Here is a 21,647-nt window from a genome sequence, read left to right as displayed (position 1 = left end):
GTGCGTCAAACCACCAAGCGCTGCATCGCGTCGCGCAACATTCCCGGAATCGGTACTGGCTGGTTCGAGGCTCGGTCCACAAACACATGGACAAAGCGCCCCGCCGCACACGCCTCCTGCTCGCCCGCCTTGAATACCGCCAGCTCATACTGCACCGAGCTATTGCCCAGCTTGCCCACCCGCAGACCGACCTCAACGCACTCGGGAAAAGCGATCGAGGCGAAGTAATCGCAGGCCGAACTCACCACAAACCCCACCACCTCACCGTCATGAATATCCAACCCGCCCTGTTCGATCAGGTAGGTATTAACGGCTGTGTCGAAGAAGCTGTAGTAGGTGACGTTATTCACATGGCCGTAGGCATCGTTGTCGTGCCAACGCGTGGTGATCGGTTGGAAGTGGCGGTAATCGTCGCGCACAGGCGTTGAGTCAGGCATCGGCAAGTCTCATCAAAGTTGATCCAATTGAGCATGGGCCCAGTCGCGCACCTCGGCGTAAGGGTAGTCTTCCAGCGCAGCAAAACCGGGAATGCCCCGCGCCTTCAACTTGGTAAACAACGGTACGCTGATACCGCCAAGGAAACGCGTCAAACGCTCCGCATTCGGCAAGTGCCCCGTGTGCTCATGATGCCTGTGGATAAAATCACCGCACAGCCCCATAAAGTTTTTATCCACAAGCGGCGGCAGGCTCGGCGGCGCCGGCAGATGGGCGACCTGGCCGTGGCATACCGAACAATGCCCGCAACGCCGGGGCGCATTATCATCACCAAAGTAGTGCGCCAGACGTTGCCCCAGGCAGTGGTCGGTGGTGAACAGGTCGAGCATGGCGTGAATCCGCGCGACCTCCGTCATTTCATGCTGCTTGAAGCCTGTGTATAACTCGGCGCTTAACGCGTGCGGGTCGAAATGGGTGTCGAGCAAACTGTAGACCTCAGTCATCTGCTTGCTTTCGAGCTCGATCAGGCCCTGCTCCTGAAAATAATCCAGTGCCTTCACCACCCGGCTACGCTCGGCATTGTGCTGTTGATAAAGCGCATCGAAATCGACCGTCGCCCAGGTTTTAGCGCGCTTGCACACCTGGATGATCGCCGCGACAAACTGCTGCCGCTCGCCGGAAAAACGCGCCAGCAAGGCTTCGGGTTCGATCAGGTATTTAAAACGGTATTCCGCATAAAACGCATAGCGCGGCGCGATCACGCCCTTGAGCTCCAACTGCACCAGGAGCGTCTTGAGCGGCAACTCGCGAATATTGCTGTGGTCCGACAGCGACCTGAGCAGGAACTCCCACTGCCCTTCACTACGCGCGGCCTGCAATTCCTCCAGTACGCGAAAAATGCCTTCCTGCTCCGGCGTATCACCGTACACGAAGTTTTCCAGCACATTGAGGCTGTCGCGGTTGGCCAACACCAGGCAATCCGACGGCTGCCCGTCACGCCCTGCGCGGCCGATTTCCTGGCTGTAGTTCTCGATTGACTTGGGCAGGTCGAAGTGCACGACATTGCGGATGTCACTCTTGTCGATGCCCATGCCAAACGCGATAGTTGCGACAATGCAATTGGAACGCCCGCCCATGAAACGCTGCTGGATACCTTCGCGCTTTTCATGGGGCAGCCCCGCGTGATAAGCCTCGGCCTGAATACCGTGGCGGTTCAGATGCTCGGAAATCTGTTCGGCGGTTTTCTGCAAGGTGACGTAGACAATACTCGGCTGGTTGGCCCGCGCTTTCATCCACTCCACCAGCCTGCGGCGTTTGTCGTGGCCGCTGACCGGTTCCACCAGCAGGTTGAGGTTTGGGCGATAGAAGCCCGTGGTCACTACATCTTCGGCAGCAATGGCGAACTTGGCCTGCATGTCGGCGATCACCTTGGGCGTGGCCGTGGCCGTCAGCAGCAGCGCCTGAGGGATGTTGAACTGGCGCTGGTAGTCCGGCAGCTTCAAATAATCCGGGCGAAAGTTGTGGCCCCATTCGGAAATACAGTGCGCCTCGTCCACCACCAGCAACGAGATGTGCACGCTGTTCAGGAAATTACGGAAACGCTCGTTCTTCAAACGCTCCACGGAAATCATCAGAATCTTGAGCTCGCCCGATCGCGCACGGGCCATTACATCATTGGCCTCATCACGGCTCTGGGCCGAGTCGATACTGCCCGCCGAAATGCCATGGCGCTGCAGGAAACCCAACTGGTCCTGCATCAACGCCAGCAACGGCGACACCACCAGCGTCAGGTGCGGCAGCAACACGGCCGACAACTGGTAACACAAGGATTTGCCCGACCCCGTAGGGAAAATGGCGGCGGCAGATCGCCCCGCCAGCACGGCGCTGACCGCCTCTTCCTGGCCCAAGCGAAAGTGTGGGTAACCAAAGACCTGCTGGAGGGTGTCGTGCATAAGGCTGTCACTCCATTGACCGCTGAGTTGGCTCAAAAACATAGCCCGGGAATCTCAGCGAATCGAGAAAGGTCGCAAGGAAAAAAGAGACAGGATGATACACAGGGGGAGGGATGGCTCAGGGCCGAAGTGGGAGTTTTCTGAGAAAGTAACAGGAAGCAGCAGATTAAAAATGTGGGAGCTGGCAAGCCCTCTCCCACATTTCACAACCGTGCTACTGCTGAATCAGCGGTTCTGCACCCGCTCGATCGCCGTGTCATACACCGGGTTGGCCTTTTGCTCCTTGGCCAACTGGTAATGACGCAGCGCATCCGGGAACTGCCCGGCCGCTTCGTAGATGCGTGCAATGTTGTAGTAAGCACCGGCGCGCACAGTCGCGGCATTGGTACCGGTGGCCAGGGCGATAGCCTTGCGGTTGGCCCAGATCGACTCCGCGGTATTGCCGGCTTTCTGATACGCCAGGCCAAGGTTGCCGTAAGCCTTGCCGAAGCCGTTATCCAGCTCGATGGCTTGACGGAAGAAGTCGATGGCCTGGTCCAGGTTACCGGCCTGGTAGGCCGCTTCGCCCTTGAGGTTCAGCCTCTTCGCATCGGCCTGTACCGATGAGCTCACCGTCACGGCGGTGACGGCAACGCTGTCGTCCAGCAACGGCTTGACCTCGTTGAGTACATCTTCGGCGCCGACTCTCACGCCGGTGAAGGTGTTGATGTCCTGGAAGTCGCCACTGCCGGTCATGCGGAACACGGTCCACAGGTTGCCCGTGCGGTTCTGCGGCACATAGTAAGTGCGTACCAGGGATTGCCCCATGTACACGAACACCTTGGCCTCACTGTTGGACAACTCGCTGGAGGTGGGAGAGCCGCTGTTGGAATAGTCGTGCACGGCATAGACGTAGCTTTCGCCGTAATGCTTTTTCTGCAGGGTGATGGTCTCCGGGCCATAGCTATCGGTGTCATCAACGTCCAGTTCGGCGTCGGTGCCCTTTTTATTGTTGAAGAAGATGTTATTGCCGGGGAAGATCATATGGGAGTCGAGGTCGCGCGGAGCCTTGCCCCAGGTCAACACCACACGCAGGCCGTCGAGATTTTCCATCACCGGGCTGATGGCATAGGTCATGCCTTTGCACGGGCACTTCACCACCAGGTTGGAATAGCCAGGCTTCTTGATGATCAGCAGGTTGCTGGCATCGTCAGCCGCTTCACTGGTCAGCGTTACCTGGCCTTGCGCGTTGGTACGGCCCACCACGTTCTGCGCGCCATTACGTTGCAGCAGCACTTCGGCATCGGCGATTTTCTGGTCCTTGACCACCGCGCTCAGCACCTCAATTGGCAACTGCTCGGCCTGGGCAGAAAACGCCACCGCACACAAAGACATCGCCGAGGCGACACGAAGCAAACCCATGCTTAACTCCCTTTAAGTAGTGGGCGGAATCGCCCTACAAGATTTTGCGGTGAAACATACGCTGAAATGAGCTCGCTGGCAGATTTTTTATACAAGTTGTGACGGGCGTTTTATCCCGCCTACCGAGCTACGCATTGCGCTACAATCAAGCCTTGCTTTCCAAGAGGACGCAGCGATGAGCGAACTGACGTTTGAGCAAAAACAGGATCACTATCACAAGATCCGGCGTTCCAATTACTTGGCCAGTCTGCGCCTGGAAGGGTTCGATACCCAACCGACCGACGTCGACAAACCCCTGCCGACACGCGAAGACGTCCTTGCCAAGTACCGCAACACCTCTAGCTGATGCTCGACAAATACGGGGTGGGCCAGGACCCATACTGCTACCCCGGTAGCAGCACTCTGCGCAACCGCCTCGATTTGCTCGATGAAGCACGCCTGCACCAGGCCGAGCGGGAATTATCCGAAATCGCCGTAGGCAACCTTCCACTCTTTCCACCGCCCTACGACCTTGATCGCCTGCAACACATTCACCGCATCCTGTTCGGGGACATTTATGACTGGGCCGGCGAACTGCGCAGCGTCAACATCCAGAAAGGCGACACGCTGTTTTGCACCCCGGAGCGTATTCCACCGGAAGCGGCGAAAATTGTTCGGCATATGCAAGACGCCAATTGGTATGTCGGTGCGACCCAGGCGGACCTTGTACGTCAAGTCGCTGAAGCTTATGGCGACCTGAATGTCATTCATCCCTTCCGCGAGGGGAATGGACGGGCGCAGCGGATCCTGTTTGAACAGATCATCGTGAATGCGGGGTTTTCGGTGAATTGGTGGCTCGTAAAACATGCGGCCTGGATACCCGCGAATATTGATGCGGTGGCGTGCGACTATCGGGGCTTGGAGGCGATTTTTGAGCGGTGTATCGGTAGGCCTCTCAGTGCCTGATCGAACCGCGAACGATTAAACCATCTGTTTATTGCTCGAGAACAACCTCACTTTTAAGGTTCGGCTCGTCGCTGCCAATTCAGCGACCAAACAGCCACCCCGCAGCTAAACCTGTAGGAGCAAGCTCGCTCCTACAAAAAGCCTTAGGGCAAACCCGGCGCCCACATTTGCTCGGTTCGGCTAGCAAAATCGGTATCACGTCATAAATGCAGGAAGGCATTGTAAGAAACCAAAAAACGGCGCGTCGTCCGTTTCCCAAACTGCCTCAAACAGGGTCTCGCCCCTCTACAGAAACGCCCTTTTCCTGGCCGAAACTAGCCCCCTCTCCCAACGTTCTCGGCATAACTTTGTGAACATCGAAAGGATTCAACACTTCAGCCACTATGGCATCACCTTCACGATGATTCGCCTTGGTACTGGCAAACCGGAATTGCCAGCGTGGCTGGCGCGATGAACGAGTACATTCAGTGGATCAATCTGCTGCTCTTCTTAATACTGGCCGCTGTAATTGATAGAACAATAAGGTTGCCCCTACTCAGAAAATGGCTCGGGCTCTGCCTATTGATAACCGGTCCAATCCTTCTTTTGTATGCCACGTCTTGGATCATAGGGGCACAGCTTGAAAGTCTGCCGATAGTCGCCTTTGTGACAGGCATCGGGTTGCTGAGCACCCCGAATATCTATTGCAGGGTAAACAACACTCACCCTTTGATGATTGGTCCCACCATGAACCTGTCTCCCAACTTCCCCGAAGGTCCCGTCATGCAGCAGCTCCTGCAATTGCTGCATGAAGAAATCGGCTTGCCAAAACACAAGACCATCGACCTGCACACCTCACTGAACTTCGACCTCGGGTGCGATGGCGCTGATGCCAAGCAATTCATGGAGGCGCTTGAACAGGATTTCGGGGTCGACCTGGGCGACTACGACGCTTATCGTTACTTCCAGCCGCCGGTGTTCGACGTGTTCCTGAAGCGTCGCGCCAAGGGCCGTGGTGACAAGATCCCATTGACCATCGGCATGCTCTACCAGGCGATCAAGACCCACCGCTGGGACACGCAGACGCTGGAAAACCTGAGCTGACCGGAGGAACACTGAGCGCAAAATGTGGGAGCGGGCTTGCTCGCGAATACGGCGTGTCAGCCAATATTTGCGCTACTGATACATTGCATTCGCGAGCAAGCCCGCTCCCACACTGGATCTGCGCTAATCTGGCGAGCCGTATAAATAACAAGGACCTTACATGGACGTAACAATGGGCCTGCTGGCCGCCCTGCTCTGGGGCGGCACGGACTTTCTGGTGGGCCTCAACGCCCGAGCCGTTGGCGTTAAACGCGCGGTGTATTTCGGCCAAGCCCTCGGTTTTTTGATCATGACCCTCCTGCTGGTCATTTTCCCGGCCTTCCTTTTCAAATCCCTTGATGCACCGTTAAGCGTTTGGCTCCTGGGCGTCGCCGCCGCTCTGCTGACGGTGTCTGGCGCCCTCGCGCTGTCCAAAGCCTTTGCCTTGGGCAAAGCCGCCATCGTCGCGCCATTGGTGACGTCCTATGGGGTCGTGACCACCTTGCTGTCCTGGGCCAGCGGTGAACACATCAGCCTGATACAACTGGGCTGCATCGCCCTGTGCGTGATCGGCGTTGTACTGTCCAGCATTCACAAGGACAACGGTACGCCTCACAACAACCCGCGCCTGTCCATTGCCTACGCCATGTTCGCCGCAACCCTGTACGGCACCAGTTTCTGGCTGCAAGGTCGCTACACACTGCCAGCGCTGGGGCCAATCACCATGTTGTGGCTGGGTTACCTGGTGGGCTTATGCGTGCTGGTGGTGATGGTGCTGAAGATCAAGGATGGCTTGAAGATCCCGCCGCTGAAAAATTGCGCGACGTTGACCGGTGCGAGCTTGATGAACCTCGGCGGGTTCTCGGCATTTTCGTGGGGCGCGATGGCCGGCTCGGTGTCGGTGGTGACGGTGATCAGTACGCTCTCTGGAGGGATCGCGGCGATCCTGGGGTTTGTATTTTTCAAGGAGCGGTTATCAGCGGTGCAGGTGGCAGGCGTTGTACTGGTGCTGGTCGGTGCAGTGGTACTGCACATCGCCGACTAATTCGCACATAAAAAAGCCGCCTAAGACAGGCTGCGTTTTCACACAGCCTGTATAAAGGCGGCTTTTTTACAACCGGCGAATCTTACAACTTAGGACCCGCAGCCTTGATCGCATCGCTGACTTCAAACTTCTTGAAGTTTTCGATGAACAGGCCAGCCAGCGCCTTCGCCGCTTCGTCGTAGGCAGCCTTGTCAGCCCAGGTGTTGCGTGGGTTCAACAGGCCGGTTTCAACGCCCGGTACGGCCAATGGCACGTCGAGGTTGATGGTGTCCAGGTGTTCGGTTTGCGCACCGATCAACGCACCGCTCTGGATCGCTGCAATCACGCCGCGAGTGGTCGGGATGTTGAAGCGTTTGCCGACGCCGTAGCCGCCGCCGGTCCAGCCGGTGTTGACCAGGTAGACCTTGGAGCCGAAACCACGGATACGCTTGATCAGAAGCTCTGCGTATTCGCCAGCCGGGCGTGGGAAAAACGGCGCGCCGAAGCAGGTGGAGAAGGTCGACTTGATGCCGCTGCCCGAACCCATTTCGGTCGAGCCCACCAGAGCGGTGTAGCCGGACAGGAAGTGGTAGGCCGCTTGTTCTTCGCTGAGGATCGACACAGGCGGCAGTACGCCGGTCAGGTCACAGGTCAGGAAGATCACCGCGTTTGGCTCGCCGCCCAGGTTCTTCTCGGAACGCTTGGCAACGTGCTCCAGCGGGTAGGCGGCACGGCTGTTCTGGGTCAGGCTGACGTCGGCGTAGTCGGCGTGCTTGGCCTCGTCGATCACGACGTTTTCCAGTACAGCGCCATGCTTGATGGCTTTCCAGATAACCGGCTCGTTCTTCTCGGACAGGTCGATGCACTTGGCATAGCAACCGCCTTCGATGTTGAACACTACGCCTTCGCCCCAGCCGTGCTCGTCGTCACCGATCAGGTAACGGCTTTCGTCGGCGGACAGGGTGGTCTTGCCAGTGCCGGACAAGCCGAAGAACAGGGTCACGTCGCCTGCTTCGCCGATGTTGGCGGCGCAGTGCATCGGCAGCACGTCGGCAGCCGGCAGCAGGAAGTTCTGCACCGAGAACATGGCTTTTTTCATTTCACCGGCGTAACGCATGCCGGCAATCAGTACTTTTTTCTGTGCGAAGTTGAGGATCACGCAACCGTCGGAGTTGGTGCCGTCACGCTCTGGTACGCACTCGAAGTTGGCCACGTTGAGCACTTGCCACTCTTCACGACCGGCCGGGTTGTACTGGGCCGGGTTGATGAACAGGCAACGACCGAACAGGTTCTGCCAGGCAGTCTGGGTGGTCATTTTCACGGCCAGGTAGTGGTCTTCTGCAGCCCCTACGTGAACATGAGAAACGAAATGCTCTTGCGCGTTATTGAACGCCTCGACGCGAGCCCACAGGGCATCGAACTTGTCGGCAGGGAACTTGCGGTTGATCGGGCCCCAGGCAATGGCGTCCTGGGTGGACGGCTCTTCAACGATGAAACGGTCAACCGGCGAACGACCGGTGCGGTGACCGGTTTCTACGACCAGCGCGCCAGTATCGGCAAGCACGCCTTCACCGCGCTGCAGGGCTTCTTTGACCAGATCGTCAACACTCAGATCGGTGTATACGGCGTTATTGGCTTGCGTCATGAGGTTCCCCGTCGGCCTATGGCCGAGTGCTCCAAACGTTTTGTAGTAGAAAGTTGCGCACTACTACCGCGAAAAAAGTGGGCCGGATTATGCCAGAAAAGCCCAAAAAGAGTAGGGCCCTCCCGTCAGAACACCTCTAATCCGGCGTTTGTCAGGTGATTTACCTGTGCTTAAACGTTTTAGTGGCGGGTGTCGGAAGGGGTGTCGCTGCCTGCGCCGGCGAACAACTGCGCTACATCAGCCGCGTCGAACAGGTAGCGCTGGTTGCAGAACTGGCAGTCGATCTCGATATGGCCACCATGTTCCACCACCAGATTTTGCGCATCTTCCAGGCCCAGGCTGACCAGCGCGTTACCGGAACGCTCGCGCGAGCAACTGCAGTGAAAATGCAGGCCCTGTGCGTCGAACAGGCGCACGGCCTCTTCATGGTAGAGGCGGTGCAGGATGGTTTCGTTGTCCAGGCCCAGCAGTTCTTCGGCCTTCAAGGTGTCGGCCAACGCGATGATATGCCGCCAGCTTTCGGCACGATCATCCTCATCCTTGATGCGATCGGCAGGCAGTTGTTGCACCAGCAAACCACGGGCGCGCTTGCCGTCGGCGTTAAGCCAGAACTTGGTGCCCACTTGCTGGGACATAACGAAGTAGTTGGTGAAGCATTCCGACAGAGTCTGGCCGTCGAGGTCGACAATACCCTGGTACCGCTGGCCTTCAGTCGGGTCGACAGTCAGTGCCAGGACGCCGTTGGGCATCAGGTCGGCCAAGGTGGCATCTGCGGCAATCTGGTCAGCCTCGTAACGGGCCAGGCCACGGATCTCGCGCTCGCTCGAGCACTCGATCATCAACATGGGCACTGGCCCTTCGGAACGAGCCTGCAGGATCAGCAAACCGTCGAACTTCATGGTGCCCACCAGCAGCGCCGCGGCGGCCATCAACTCGCCGAGCAATTGCGCGACCGGCTCCGGATAGGCGTGTTTGGCAAGGACTTCGGCATAGCTGAGCTCCAACGAAACCATCTCGCCGCGGGCATCGCTCTCATCGAAGATGAAGCGTTGGGTGAAGTCGGTATCCGGTAGATCAGTCATAGGTCTGGGTATCTGAAGTGATGACAAAATGATTACAAGGTTTATAAAATTAAACGCTTTAGCACCATCTTGGTGCGATTTCTCCTGAATTCAAGGAGCTGAATAGAGCGATGAGGGACAGTTTATGAACAATCCGGGTTTGTTCCAAGCCAACTGGAACCTCCGGCGATGGGCTCTTTGCAATCTACTCGCTATCGGGCTGCTGTGTTTTTGGCTGTGGCCCACGGGCCAGATGCTCTGTGTGATTTTCGACGAGTGGCTGTTTCATCTGCTCAATGGCCCATTGGCCACGAACTCGACCTGGCTGCATGTGTGGGCCGTGGCCAGCCTGCGGCCGTTTGATGCAGTGGTCGGCGTGATCTTGCTGGCGCTGTTGATCCGCGGCGACTGGGTGTTCAAGGCCGTACAGGTGCGCCAGGCGTTTTTTGGCTTCCTCGGCATTCTGCTGCTATTGCTGTTTATCCGCATGCTGTTCTCCAAACTCGCGGCGCACATGGGCTGGCAGCACAGTAGCCCGTCGATGGTCATCAGCGGCGCGATTCAAATGAGCGACTTTTTCCCAGGGTTGGAGAAAACCTGGGAATTGAAGGACCGCTCGAGCCAGAGCTTCCCCGGCGACCATGCTTCGGTGCTATTGATCTGGGCAATGTTCATGAGCGTGTTCGCCCGGCGCATCGGCCAGGTGCTGGTGATCTGGGGCCTGGCGCTGCTGTTCATGATGCCGCGGCTGGTAGCCGGCGCGCACTGGGGCCAGGACGATTATATCGGTGGCGTACTGCTGGCGCTGTTGGCGCTGGGGTGGGGGTATTACACGCCGTTTGCGGCGAAGGTGTCGGGCGCTTTGTTGCGGATGACGGCGCCGCTTTTCGGGCTACTGAGCAAGTTGCCCGTTATTGGGCGGTTGAGTGTCATGCGCACAACTCCGTAACCCCCCAGGGCTAAAAGTGGGAGCGGGCTTGCTCGCGAATGCGGGGTGACAATCAATGCATCTGTGCCTGACCCACCGTATTCGCGGGCAAGCCCGCTCCCAGATTTGATCGAGTTTGCATGGGCGACTCGTGCAATCAATCGTCATTGCCGCTGCCGCGAAACTTGAACAGATCGCGGCGCTGCTTCTTGCTCGGCTTGCCGTCAGTGGTCAGGCCTGAAGCCCCTGCCTTGCGCATGGCCGCAGCGTTTTCGCGCTTGGCGATGCTGGCTTCGGTCTCGGCATACAGTGCCTGCGCTTCCGGCGCGCCCCGGCGGACGATGGAAAGCGCCTGTACCACGATGGTTTTTTCATCAAACCCTGTACGAATCTGAAACTCGTCGCCGACGCGCGGCTCCTTTCCCGGCTTGCAGCGCTCGCCGCGATGATGCACCTTCCCGCTCTCGATAGCGGCCTTGGCCAGAGCGCGGGTTTTGTAGAAGCGCGCCGCCCACAACCACTTGTCCAACCGGACCTTCTCTTCCTCTTCCTGCTTTTGAGCCACTTGAATTCCTCGCTCTGAAAAATGTCGCAACTTTACCGTTGAAACCCTTCGACGCATAAACCCCAAGGCTCACCTAAGATACGCCAGGTAGCACCCTGTTTTCGCGAGGATACGCCGTGACCGACTTTCCCCTCTCACTCACCTCGCCCAACCAGCGGTGCGTGGGTTGCCAACAAAGCGAGCCTCTGGGGTTCGATTTCGCGTTCGCCTACCAGCCTATCGTAGACCTGCGTGACCATTCGATCTTCGCCAACGAAGCCTTGGTGCGCGGCCCCCAGGGAGAAGGCGCGCTGTCGGTGCTGGCTCAGGTCAACGAAACCAATCGCTACCGCTTCGACCAGCGCTGCCGGACCAAGGCCATCGCCGGTGCCGCAGCCCTGGGCATGCAGACTCACCTTTCCATCAACTTCATGCCCAATGCTGTATATCGTCCGGAACTGTGTATCCGCAGCACCCTGGAGGCCGCCCGGGCGCACAATTTCCCGCTGGACCGGCTGATTTTCGAGACCCTGGAAAGCGAGCACGTAGATAACTATCGCCATTTGACGAATATTCTGCGTGAATACCGCGAATTCGGCTTCAAGACCGCCATCGACGATTTCGGCGCGGGCTATTCGGGGCTGAACCTGCTGGCCGATTTCCAACCTGACTTGATCAAGCTCGACATGGCGCTGATTCGCGATGTCGACCAGGATCGTGTCCGTCAGGTGATCGTCCGGGGGATTGTCACAATCTGTGAGCAGTTGGGGGTTACTGTCATCGCCGAGGGCATCGAAAGTGCCGGCGAGCGCGACTTCCTGTCCGACTGCGGAATATTTCTGATGCAGGGCTTCTGGTTCGCCAAGCCTGCATTCAAAGCGTTGGCTGAGGTATCTCCTCAAGCCTGGGCGAATTGACCGGTTAACCATATTGAAGACATTTGACCATTTGACCGTTGTGGGTCTGCGTGAGTGGGTGGCACTTCCCGACTTGGGAGTGGCGGGCCTGCGGGCGAAGATCGACACCGGTGCCAGCACCTCCAGCCTGCACGCCACCGATATCGAGCCTTTTGAGCGCGACGGTGAAAAGTGGGTGCGTTTTACCGCGCATCTGGGCAGCGTGGTGCAACTACGTCACCGCCGCTGTGAAGCGCCCCTGGTGACGATGAAAACCATCAAGAGCTCCAACGGCCATGCACAGGTGCGCTACGTGATCAGCACCACCCTGGCCCTGGGTGATCGGGTATGGCGGGTGGAGTTCACCCTCGCCTGTCGCAAAGCCATGCGTTACCGCCTGCTGCTGGGCTCCAAGGCGCTGATTGACGGCCAGTTGGTGGTCAATCCGGGCCTCAAGTACGTTCAAGACAAGCCGGTGTTCCCGGTCTCCACTATTTCTGCCCCAGGTGCTGCATGAAGATTGCTGTGCTGTCGCGAAACCCGCGTCTGTATTCCACCCGTCGCCTGGTCGAGGCCGGCACTGAACGTGGCCATGAAATGGTGGTGATCGACACGTTGCGTGCCTACATGAACATTGCCAGCCACAAGCCGCAGATCCACTACCGGGGCAAACCCCTGGAAGGCTTTGATGCGGTAATCCCGCGTATCGGCGCTTCGGTGACTTTCTATGGCTGCGCGGTATTGCGCCAGTTTGAAATGATGGGGGTGTTTCCGCTGAACGAATCCGTGGCCATTGCGCGCTCGCGGGACAAGCTGCGCTCCCTGCAACTGCTGTCGCGCCGGGGCATCGGTCTGCCGGTCACCGGTTTTGCCCACTCCCCGGATGACATTCCCGACCTGATCGAGATGGTCAATGGCGCACCGCTGGTGATCAAAGTGCTCGAAGGCACCCAGGGCATCGGCGTGGTGCTGTGTGAAACAGCAACGGCAGCGGAGTCGGTGATTGAGGCGTTCATGGGCCTCAAGCAGAACATCATGGTGCAGGAGTACATCAAGGAAGCGGGCGGCGCGGACATTCGCTGCTTCGTGGTGGGTGACAAGGTGATTGCGGCCATGAAGCGCCAGGCCAAGCCCGGTGAGTTCCGCTCCAACCTGCACCGTGGCGGCAGCGCCAGCCTGATCAAGATCACCCCGGAAGAACGCATGACCGCGCTGCGGGCGGCCAAGGTGATGGGGCTGAGCGTGGCGGGTGTGGACATCCTGCGCTCCAACCATGGCCCCCTGGTGATGGAAGTAAACTCATCGCCGGGCCTGGAAGGGATCGAAACCACCACCGGCAAGGATGTGGCGGGGATCATCATTCAGCATCTGGAGAAGAATGGCGGGCCGAATATGACTCGGACCAAGGGAAAGGGCTGAATACCCACATCTGCCACACGCCGCGAACCACTGTGGGAGCTGGCTTGCCTGCGATGACACCGGTACATTCAACATCGTTGTTGAATGAACTACCGCTATCGCAGGCAAGCCAGCTCCCACATTTGCGTTCAGATTGCTTGTTAGACAGCGTCTCGAGGCAGCATCAACCCCAGCGGCAGCCGCACTCGCGCTTCCAACCCGCCGCCTTCCCGGTTGCGCAGCTCGACATTGCCGCCATGCATCGACGCGATCCGCCGCACAATCGCCAACCCCAACCCGGTGCCCTTGCCTCCTCGGGCGCGGTCGCCACGGGTGAAGGGGTTGAAGATACCCTCCAGCTCAGCCGGGTCGATTCCTGTGCCACGGTCCATCACGCTCAGCACCACGTAAGGCGCGGCACTGTCGCCAGAAACGTACGCCGCCACTTCCACATCGGAACCGGCATGGTGCAAGGCGTTGCCAATCAAGTTGTTCAGCAGGCGCTTCATCGACACCCGGCGTAATGCGAACGGCTGGATCGGCTCCAGGCGCGTGCGCACCTGCTCACCATTCTGGTTATAGGGCGCAACCACCTCACGCACGAGGTCGGTGAGGTCGACCTCCTCGACCACTTCATCCCGCCCGTCACGGATGAACGCCAGGAACTGGTCCAGAATGGCGTCCATGTCCTCGATGTCGCGCACCATGTCATCGGTGAGGTCGGTATGGTCCCCCATCAACTCCAGGGACAACCGTAATCGCGTCAGCGGCGTGCGCAAGTCATGGGACACCCCCGCCAGCATCAACTCGCGTTCGCGCCCGGCCTGTTCGACATCTTCTGCCATCTGGTTGAAGGCGCCGTACACCTCGGTCATCTCACTGGGCGTGTCGCTGACCGGCAAGCGCACACTGCGCCCCTGGCCCAGTTGGCGAGCGGCAAACACCAGGCGCTTGAGGGGTTGGTTGAGCTGGCGGACGAAAATCCACGCGGACGCCGTTGAGAGCAAGCCAATCGCCAGGAACCAGCCCAACACGTTCCAGATTTTTTGCCCCCGCAGCGGGTGCGGATAAAGCGGAACCTTGATCCAGGCATCCCCCAGGCTTGGCGCTCGCACCCATAGCGCAGGCGAAACATGCATACGCAGCCGCACCTCGGTGTCGGCGCCCAACTCGGCCTGCATCTGGCGCTGGTAGATCTCGCTGTAAGGCCAATGCTGCTCGCCTTCAGGCACACCAGCGCCGTCAACCCGAGTCAGCGTCGACGCCTTGGCTACTTTTTCGCGGTTCTCAGGGTCTACCGCCCAATAACCACGCAACGTCAGGGCGACACCATGGCTGTACTGCCGGTCCACCAGCACGTCTTCGTTCATCAACAGATAAACCAGCGTGAGCGCCTTGGAAAACAGAACGACAATAAGCACCAGCCAGAGGGTGCGGGAGAAGAAACTTTGTGGGAACCACAGCGGGGTTTTCATAGATGAAAGCTGCACACCTTGCAGGAACGAGCGGCGCTCGCAGAATTGCAGACGCCGGGCACCCCGTCGCCCCTCATGGAGTCAAACGCCAGGATACCCGCCCCTGCAAATCATCGGTCACTTGGTTGCGGTGCCATCCGGCACAAACACATAACCCACACCCCACACCGTCTGGATATACCGCGGCTTGGACGGGTCTGGCTCGATCATCCGGCGCAATCGGGAAATCTGCACGTCGATGGAGCGCTCGAGGGCGTCCCATTCCCGGCCACGGGCCAGGTTCATCAGCTTGTCACGGGTCAGCGGCTGGCGAGCGTTCATCACCAGGGCCTTGAGCACTGCGAATTCGCCGGTGGTGAGCATGTGCACTTCTTCACCGCGCTTGAGCTCACGGGTGGCCAGCGACAATTCGTAATCGCCAAAGGTGACGCTTTCGTCTTCGCTGCCCGGTGCTCCCGGTACCGCCGGTGCCTGGCGACGCAACACGGCCTTGACCCGCGCCATCAGCTCATCGGGGTTGAACGGCTTGGCCAGGTAGTCATCTGCGCCCAGCTCCAGGCCCTTGATGCGGCTCAGTTCATCGCCCTTGGCGGTGAGCATGATGATCGGGATCTGGTTGTTCGCACCGCGCAGGCGCTTGCAGGCGGTGAGGCCGTCTTCACCGGGCAACATCAGGTCGAGTACGACCAGGTTGAAAACTTCACGCCCTAACAGACGATCCATCTGTTCGGTGTTCGGCACCGCGCGGGCACGATAGCCCTTGGAGTTGAAAAAACGCTCCAGCAGGCTGCTCAGCCCCGGATCGTCATCAACGATGAGAATTTTTTCGCCTTCAGCAGTTTGTGCGGTGCTGCTCATTGGATGCTCCTCTTATCTCGGCGCGCATTATGGCGTAGCTGCCGTTATACGCACCGTGTGCATTGTTAGCAGATTTTTCATCTACTGCCAGCGAACCCGCGCCCTACAACCGCCGGCGCAGTACCCCTCAACGGCAGAACGCTGGTTATAATGCGGCGCCTCCGTGCAGGGCAACGTCAGATCGTTACCCTTTACTGCCAGGCTTTTTTTACCCGCTTGTCGTGAATTTTTCGATTTCGAGGGTCAATAGCCAGCCTCTTGACCCAGGCAGCGGCGCCAGTCGGGCCGCTCAACCAGCCTCGCCGGCCTTTTTCTACGGGCCTGCGCGCTGATTTTAAGAATTTCAGGTGGTTTTATGGACAGCATCAACAGCCGCATCGCCGAGGAACTCGGCGTACGCCCACAACAGGTCGAAGCGGCCGTCGCGCTACTGGATGAAGGCTCCACGGTGCCCTTCATCGCCCGTTACCGAAAAGAAGTGACCGGCAGCCTCGACGACACCCAACTGCGGCACCTGGAAGAGCGCCTGCGCTACCTGCGAGAACTCGACGAACGGCGTATCAGCATCCTCGCCAGCATCGAGGAACAGGGCAAGTTGACCCCGCAACTGGAACGCGACATCAAGCTCGCCGACACCAAAACCCGCCTCGAAGACCTTTACCTGCCGTACAAACAGAAACGTCGTACAAAGGGCCAGATCGCCCTGGAAGCCGGCCTGGGTGACTTGGCCGATGGCCTGTTCAACGACCCTACGCTGGCGCCAGAAGCCGAAGCCGCACGCTTTATCGATGCTGAAAAAGGCGTCGCTGACGTCAAGGCCGCGCTCGAAGGTGCCAAGTACATCCTGATGGAGCGCTTCGCCGAAAACGCCAGCCTTCTGGAAAAACTGCGTACCTACCTCAAGCAGGAAGCCATCCTCAGCGCCCGCGTCATCGCCGGCAAAGAGGAAGAAGGCGCCAAGTTCCGCGACTACTTCGAACACGACGAGCCGCTCAAAAGCATGCCGTCCCACCGCGCCCTGGCGATTTTCCGCGGCCGTAACGAAGGCATTCTCAGCTCCGCACTGAAAGTCGGTGATGAGCTGCCGGGCACCATGCACCCGTGCGAAGGCATGATCGGTCAACAATTCGGCATCCAGAACCAGAACCGCCCGGCAGACAAGTGGCTCGGCGAAGTGGTGCGCTGGACCTGGAAGGTCAAGCTCTACACCCACCTGGAAACCGACCTGCTGGGCGAGTTGCGCGACGGCGCCGAAACCGAAGCGATCAACGTGTTCGCCCATAACCTGCACGACCTGCTGTTGGCCGCACCGGCTGGCCCGCGTGCCACCCTGGGCCTCGACCCGGGCCTGCGCACCGGTTGCAAGGTCGCGGTGGTCGACGCCACCGGCAAGCTGCTGGACCACGCCACCGTTTACCCACACGTACCGCACAACAAGTGGGACCAGACCCTGGCGATCCTGGCCGCCTTGTGCGCCAAGCACGCGGTGGACCTGATCGCCATCGGCAACGGCACCGCCAGCCGCGAAACCGACAAGCTGGCCGCCGAGCTGATCAAAAAATACCCAGCCATGAAGATGACCAAGGTCATGGTCTCCGAAGCAGGCGCTTCGGTGTACTCGGCCTCGGAGCTGGCCTCCAAGGAATTCCCGGACCTCGACGTGTCGATCCGTGGCGCGGTGTCCATCGCTCGTCGCCTGCAAGACCCGTTGGCCGAACTGGTGAAGATCGACCCTAAATCCATCGGCGTCGGCCAGTACCAGCACGACGTGTCGCAACTGAAGCTGGCACGCGGCCTGGATGCGGTGGTGGAAGACTGCGTAAACGCCGTGGGCGTGGATGTGAACACCGCGTCCGTGGCCCTGCTGGCGCGAATCTCCGGCCTCAACGCCACCCTGGCGCAGAACATCGTCAGCCATCGCGACGAAAACGGCGCGTTCAAAACCCGCGCCGCGCTGAAGAAGGTCGCACGCCTGGGTGAAAAAACCTTTGAACAGGCTGCTGGTTTCCTACGCGTAATGAACGGCGACAACCCGCTGGACGCCTCTGCGGTTCACCCGGAAGCCTACCCGCTGGTGCAACGCATTGCCGCCGAGACCGACCGCGATATCCGTTCGTTGATTGGCGATGCCGCGTTCCTCAAGCGTCTGGATCCGAAGAAGTACACCGACGAAACCTTCGGTGTGCCGACCATCACCGATATCCTGCAAGAGCTGGAGAAACCGGGTCGCGACCCGCGCCCCGAGTTCAAGACCGCCGAGTTCCAGGACGGCGTAGAAGACCTCAAGGACCTGCAACCGGGCATGATCCTCGAAGGCGTGGTGACCAACGTGACCAACTTCGGCGCGTTCGTGGACATCGGCGTGCATCAGGACGGTTTGGTGCATATCTCCGCGCTTTCGGAGAAGTTCATCAAGGACCCACGTGAAGCGGTGAAAGCCGGTGACGTGGTCAAGGTCAAGGTCATGGAAGTCGACATCCCGCGCAAACGCGTCGGCCTGTCGATGCGCATGAGCGATACCCCCGGCGAGAAAATCGACGGTGCCCGTGGCGCTCGCCCCGGTTCGGCGCCGCGCCAGTCGCAGAACAACGCCCCGCGCAAGGAAACCACCACCGCCGCGCCAAGCAACAACGCCATGGCGTCGCTGTTTGCCAACGCTAAACAGTTGAAGAAGCGCTGATGGAAATTCCGGCCGGTTTGACCCAGAGCGCATTCAGCGAACTGATCGGCTGCCGCCTGCACGCCTGGAAGAGGGCGTTGCCGAGGTGGCCCTGACCCTGGAGCCGCACCTGCGCAACCGCGCGGGCAAGCTCCATGGCGGGGCGATTTTCAGCCTGGTGGATATAACCATGGGCCTGGCCTGTTCCAGCGCCCATGGTTTCGACCAGCAGAGCGCCACCATCGAATGCAAGATCAACTATATCCGCGCCGTGGAAGACGGTGAGGTGCTGTGCACCAGCCGGGTGATCCACGCCGGTCGCCGCACCCTGGTGGTCGAGGCCGACGTGTATCAGGGCGAAAGACTTGTCGCAAAAGCACAGGGCACGTTCGCTGTCCTATAGCTCCCCACCCCCGATTTGAGTTAATTTCGGCGCTGCGATAACAGCGTCGGAATTTTCTCGCTGCGCTGTAGCCCAATTCATGGAGTGAAGTCGGCAAATTCAGAGCGGGTCAAATCGACTCAAAACCAGGCGATCACGCCAGTTTCAACTTCACCCTTGTAGACCGTCCTGCCCACCCCCATATTGGGGCGACTGACGCGTGAAGGAATCCAACTTGAGCGAACTTCTCAACCGCCGCCTGGCCCTGCTCGGCAAGCGCGAACACCTCTCCCTGCTAGAGCAATGCTTGCACGGCATCGAGCGCGAATGCCTGCGCGTCACCAACGAAGGTCGACTGGCGCAAACGCCGCACCCCGAAGCCCTGGGCGCCGCGCTGACCAATGAACAGATCACCACCGACTACTCGGAATCGCTGCTGGAGTTCATCACCCCTGCCCTGCCGAACCCGGCCGATACCCTGAGCAGCCTGGACAAGATCCATCGCTTTGCCTACACCAAGCTGGGCAGCGAATACCTGTGGAGCCCCTCGATGCCGTGCCCGTTGCCGGCCGAGGAAGATATTCCGATTGCCTACTACGGCACCTCCAACATCGGCCAGCTCAAGTACGTGTACCGCAAGGGCCTGGCCCTGCGTTACGGCAAGACCATGCAGTGCATCGCAGGCATCCACTACAACTTTTCCCTGCCGGAAGCGTTATGGCCGTTGCTCAAGGAAACAGAAGGGTTTGTCGGCACCGACCGTGACTATCAATCCACGGCCTACATCGCGCTGATCCGTAATTTCCGTCGCTACAGCTGGCTGTTGATGTACCTGTTCGGTGCCTCGCCAGCCCTGGATGCCGGCTTCCTGCGCGGACGCTCGCATCAGCTTGAAGTCCTCGACGCCGACACGCTGTACCTGCCCTACGCCACCAGCCTGCGCATGAGCGACCTGGGGTACCAGAGCAACGCCCAGGCCGGCCTGACGCCCTGCTACAACGATTTGGCCAGCTACACCGACAGCCTGCGCGAAGCGGTGGCAACACCCTACGCGCCCTATGTCGAAGTCGGCACGCACAAGGATGGCGAGTGGGTGCAGCTCAATACCAACATCCTGCAGATCGAAAACGAGTACTACTCCAACATCCGTCCCAAGCGCGTGACCTACACCGGCGAGCGGCCGATCCAGGCGTTGATGGCCCGCGGCATCCAGTACATCGAAGTACGCTGCCTGGACATCAACCCGTTCCTGCCGATGGGTATCGACCTGCCAGAGTCGCGGTTCCTCGACGCATTCCTGCTGTACTGCGCGCTGAACGACAGCCCACTGTTCGCCAACAACGAGTGCGGCAACGCCACCTCCAACTTCCTCAGCGTGGTCAAGGAAGGCCGTCGTCCGGGCCTGCAATTGCAGCGTGACGGCCAGCCGGTGGACATGAAGGAGTGGGCGGCCGAGTTGCTGGAGAAGATTGCCCCGCTGGCCGCCCTGCTCGATCAGAGCCATGGCATCACCGAGCACAGCGAGGCATTGGACGCCCAGTTGGCCAAGGTCAAGGACCCGTCCCTGACGCCGTCGGCGCAGGTGTTGGCAGCCATGGCTGAGCGCAAGGAAAGCTTTGCGCAGTTCTCCCTGCATCAAAGCGAAGTCCATGCCGAATACTTCCGCAAAGAACCTTTGGCGCCTGAGGAACAAGCGCGCTTTGAAGAACTGGCCCGTGCGTCGCTGGCGCAACAGGCAGAGCTGGAGCAGAACGAAGTAGGCGATTTCGATGTGTTTGTCGGTTCGTACCAGGCAAGCATCCTCGCCATCAGCAACTAACCTAAGGCTCGCTCCCCCTGTGGGAGCTGGCTTGCCTGCTCCCACATTATTCTGCCAGCCTGAAAACAGGCGTCGCCATTTCCCCTCATAAGCTAATTCGAAAAAGTTATTTATTTTCGAATTCTTAGATCATTTAGTCTCCTCTCACGCCGACCCTCGGCCGCCTGATTGAGGAGCTTCCCTTTGAAACTGCTGACCCCTCTGCGCCTGTTGGCCGCATTGTCCCTGGCCGGTGCCAGCCTGTTTGCCCAGGCGGCGGACGTGACCATTGCGTATCAGACCACCGTGGACCCGGCCAAAGTCGCCCAAGCCGACGGCGCCTATGAAAAAGCCACCAACGCCAAGATCGACTGGCGCAAATTCGACAATGGCGCCGACATCATCGCTGCCATCGCGTCCGGCGACGTGCAGATCGGCTACCTCGGTTCCAGCCCGCTCACCGCCGCGATAACCCGTAAAGTCCCGGTGCAAACCTTCCTCGTCGCCACCCAGATCGGCGGCGCCGAAGCCTTGGTGGCGCGTAACGGTTCGGGGATCAACAGCCCTCAGGACCTGGTCGGCAAAAAAATCGCTGTGCCCTTCGTTTCCACCGGCCACTACAGCCTGCTCGCCGCCCTTAAACACTGGAACATCGACCCGGCCAAAGTCACCATTCTCAACCTCGCCCCGCCGGCCATCATTGCCGCCTGGAAGCGCGGTGATATCGACGCCACCTATGTCTGGGACCCAGCCCTGGGCGTGGCCAAGGAAACCGGCAAGGTGCTGATCACCTCCGGGGAGCTGGCCAAGTTCGGCGCGCCGACGTTCGATGCCTGGATCGTGCGCAAGGACTTCGCCGAGAAGCACCCAGAGATTGTCACCGCCTTCGCCAAGGTCACTCTGGATGCCTACGCCGCCTACCGCAAAGACCCACAAGCCTGGCTCGCCGATTCCGGCAACGTCGACAAACTGGTGAAACTCTCCGGCGCCAAGGCCAGCGATATCCCGTTGCTGCTGCAAGGCAACGTCTACCCGTTGGCCGCCGACCAGGTAACGCTGCTGGGCGCACCGACCACCAAGGCCGTCACCGACACCGCTGCGTTCCTCAAGGAGCAAGGCAAGGTCGAGGCCGTGCTGCCCGACTACGCCCCTTATGTCAGCGCCAAGTTCATTACCAACTGACT

At 59.4% G+C, this 21,647-nt stretch carries 19 protein-coding genes and 1 pseudogene; 12 read left to right on the top strand and 8 right to left on the bottom strand.

Annotated features, from left to right (window positions below; translation table 11 throughout):
• Positions 1 to 5: 5 nt before the first annotated feature.
• The 3 genes from JJD66_RS16970 to JJD66_RS16960 all read right to left on the bottom strand — a co-directional run bounded on the left by JJD66_RS16970 (position 6) and on the right by JJD66_RS16960 (position 3,788).
• On the bottom strand, positions 6 to 437 hold the full coding sequence (locus JJD66_RS16970; protein WP_200648599.1) for an acyl-CoA thioesterase: 432 nt from the start codon (positions 435 to 437) through the stop codon (positions 6 to 8).
• A gap of 12 nt (positions 438 to 449) precedes the next feature.
• Complete coding sequence (locus tag JJD66_RS16965) at positions 450 to 2,387, bottom strand: RecQ family ATP-dependent DNA helicase (protein ID WP_200648598.1); 1,938 nt, start codon at positions 2,385 to 2,387, stop codon at positions 450 to 452.
• A 225-nt stretch (positions 2,388 to 2,612) separates the two neighbouring features.
• The gene (locus JJD66_RS16960) at positions 2,613 to 3,788 is read right to left on the bottom strand and encodes a tetratricopeptide repeat protein (protein ID WP_200648597.1); all 1,176 of its coding nucleotides are present in this window, start codon (positions 3,786 to 3,788) and stop codon (positions 2,613 to 2,615) included.
• Between the two features lie 175 nt (positions 3,789 to 3,963).
• On the opposite strand from JJD66_RS16960, the gene JJD66_RS16955 reads away from it, so the two are divergent.
• The 4 genes from JJD66_RS16955 to JJD66_RS16940 all read left to right on the top strand — a co-directional run bounded on the left by JJD66_RS16955 (position 3,964) and on the right by JJD66_RS16940 (position 6,840).
• Positions 3,964 to 4,134 (top strand): YhfG family protein, encoded by a 171-nt coding sequence (locus tag JJD66_RS16955; protein WP_105225412.1) that lies wholly within the window; start codon positions 3,964 to 3,966, stop codon positions 4,132 to 4,134.
• Complete coding sequence (locus tag JJD66_RS16950) at positions 4,134 to 4,733, top strand: Fic/DOC family protein (RefSeq protein WP_200648596.1); 600 nt, start codon at positions 4,134 to 4,136, stop codon at positions 4,731 to 4,733. Before JJD66_RS16955 ends, JJD66_RS16950 begins: the two co-directional genes overlap by 1 nt.
• Positions 4,734 to 5,459: 726 nt before the next feature.
• Positions 5,460 to 5,816 (top strand): DUF1493 family protein, encoded by a 357-nt coding sequence (locus JJD66_RS28335; RefSeq protein WP_200648595.1) that lies wholly within the window; start codon positions 5,460 to 5,462, stop codon positions 5,814 to 5,816.
• A gap of 160 nt (positions 5,817 to 5,976) precedes the next feature.
• Positions 5,977 to 6,840: a DMT family transporter gene (locus JJD66_RS16940; RefSeq protein ID WP_234452254.1), complete on the top strand. Its 864-nt coding sequence runs from the start codon at positions 5,977 to 5,979 to the stop codon at positions 6,838 to 6,840.
• A gap of 82 nt (positions 6,841 to 6,922) precedes the next feature.
• Here JJD66_RS16940 and JJD66_RS16935 read toward each other — a convergent pair whose 3' ends face one another.
• Complete coding sequence (locus JJD66_RS16935; protein WP_005783824.1) at positions 6,923 to 8,464, bottom strand: phosphoenolpyruvate carboxykinase; 1,542 nt, start codon at positions 8,462 to 8,464, stop codon at positions 6,923 to 6,925.
• A 179-nt stretch (positions 8,465 to 8,643) separates the two neighbouring features.
• Complete coding sequence (hslO, locus tag JJD66_RS16930; RefSeq protein ID WP_054920269.1) at positions 8,644 to 9,546, bottom strand: Hsp33 family molecular chaperone HslO; 903 nt, start codon at positions 9,544 to 9,546, stop codon at positions 8,644 to 8,646.
• A 124-nt stretch (positions 9,547 to 9,670) separates the two neighbouring features.
• On the opposite strand from hslO, the gene JJD66_RS16925 reads away from it, so the two are divergent.
• On the top strand, positions 9,671 to 10,474 hold the full coding sequence (locus JJD66_RS16925; RefSeq protein WP_034125497.1) for a phosphatase PAP2 family protein: 804 nt from the start codon (positions 9,671 to 9,673) through the stop codon (positions 10,472 to 10,474).
• Positions 10,475 to 10,610: 136 nt separating this feature from the next.
• Here JJD66_RS16925 and JJD66_RS16920 read toward each other — a convergent pair whose 3' ends face one another.
• Positions 10,611 to 11,018, bottom strand: a complete 408-nt coding sequence (locus tag JJD66_RS16920) for an RNA-binding S4 domain-containing protein (protein ID WP_003236026.1) — start codon at positions 11,016 to 11,018, stop codon at positions 10,611 to 10,613.
• Positions 11,019 to 11,134: 116 nt separating this feature from the next.
• Here JJD66_RS16920 and rimA point away from each other — a divergent pair, with 116 nt between their 5' ends.
• From rimA to rimK, 3 genes are read left to right on the top strand one after another with little or no spacing between them, the layout of a single operon-like run.
• A complete protein-coding gene (gene rimA / locus JJD66_RS16915) occupies positions 11,135 to 11,914 on the top strand; it encodes a S6 modification regulatory phosphodiesterase RimA (RefSeq protein ID WP_054896652.1) in 780 nt (259 codons plus the stop codon).
• A gap of 13 nt (positions 11,915 to 11,927) precedes the next feature.
• Positions 11,928 to 12,410 carry a retropepsin-like aspartic endopeptidase RimB gene (gene rimB, locus JJD66_RS16910; protein WP_003187676.1) on the top strand — a complete coding sequence of 161 codons (483 nt, stop codon included), beginning with the start codon at positions 11,928 to 11,930 and terminating at the stop codon, positions 12,408 to 12,410.
• A complete protein-coding gene (gene rimK, locus JJD66_RS16905; protein ID WP_003187674.1) occupies positions 12,407 to 13,312 on the top strand; it encodes a 30S ribosomal protein S6--L-glutamate ligase in 906 nt (301 codons plus the stop codon). Before rimB ends, rimK begins: the two co-directional genes overlap by 4 nt.
• A 140-nt stretch (positions 13,313 to 13,452) precedes the next feature.
• On the opposite strand, the gene JJD66_RS16900 is transcribed toward rimK, so the two are convergent.
• Together JJD66_RS16900 and ompR are read right to left on the bottom strand one after the other, a co-directional pair.
• On the bottom strand, positions 13,453 to 14,766 hold the full coding sequence (locus JJD66_RS16900) for an ATP-binding protein (protein WP_003187671.1): 1,314 nt from the start codon (positions 14,764 to 14,766) through the stop codon (positions 13,453 to 13,455).
• 117 nt (positions 14,767 to 14,883) lie between these two features.
• Positions 14,884 to 15,624 carry an osmolarity response regulator transcription factor OmpR gene (gene ompR / locus JJD66_RS16895; protein WP_003187669.1) on the bottom strand — a complete coding sequence of 247 codons (741 nt, stop codon included), beginning with the start codon at positions 15,622 to 15,624 and terminating at the stop codon, positions 14,884 to 14,886.
• 355 nt (positions 15,625 to 15,979) lie between these two features.
• Here ompR and JJD66_RS16890 point away from each other — a divergent pair, with 355 nt between their 5' ends.
• The 4 genes and pseudogenes from JJD66_RS16890 (at position 15,980) to tauA (ending at position 21,645) form a co-directional block, all read left to right on the top strand.
• Positions 15,980 to 18,304 carry a Tex family protein gene (locus JJD66_RS16890; protein ID WP_105225407.1) on the top strand — a complete coding sequence of 775 codons (2,325 nt, stop codon included), beginning with the start codon at positions 15,980 to 15,982 and terminating at the stop codon, positions 18,302 to 18,304.
• Positions 18,304 to 18,686, top strand: a pseudogene (locus JJD66_RS16885) (PaaI family thioesterase). The gene JJD66_RS16890 and the pseudogene JJD66_RS16885 overlap by 1 nt, the downstream one beginning before the upstream one ends.
• 214 nt (positions 18,687 to 18,900) lie before the next feature.
• A complete protein-coding gene (gene gshA, locus JJD66_RS16880; protein WP_105225405.1) occupies positions 18,901 to 20,484 on the top strand; it encodes a glutamate--cysteine ligase in 1,584 nt (527 codons plus the stop codon).
• A gap of 183 nt (positions 20,485 to 20,667) precedes the next feature.
• Entirely contained in the window at positions 20,668 to 21,645 is a 978-nt protein-coding gene (gene tauA, locus JJD66_RS16875) for a taurine ABC transporter substrate-binding protein (protein WP_034125493.1), read from the top strand.
• The last annotated feature ends 2 nt before the right edge of the window (positions 21,646 to 21,647 follow it).

The organism is Pseudomonas sp. MF6751 (assembly GCF_016613265.1).
In the GTDB taxonomy this organism is placed as follows: domain Bacteria; phylum Pseudomonadota; class Gammaproteobacteria; order Pseudomonadales; family Pseudomonadaceae; genus Aquipseudomonas; species Aquipseudomonas fluorescens_BV.
This window is presented reverse-complemented; position numbering and strand designations above follow the sequence as displayed.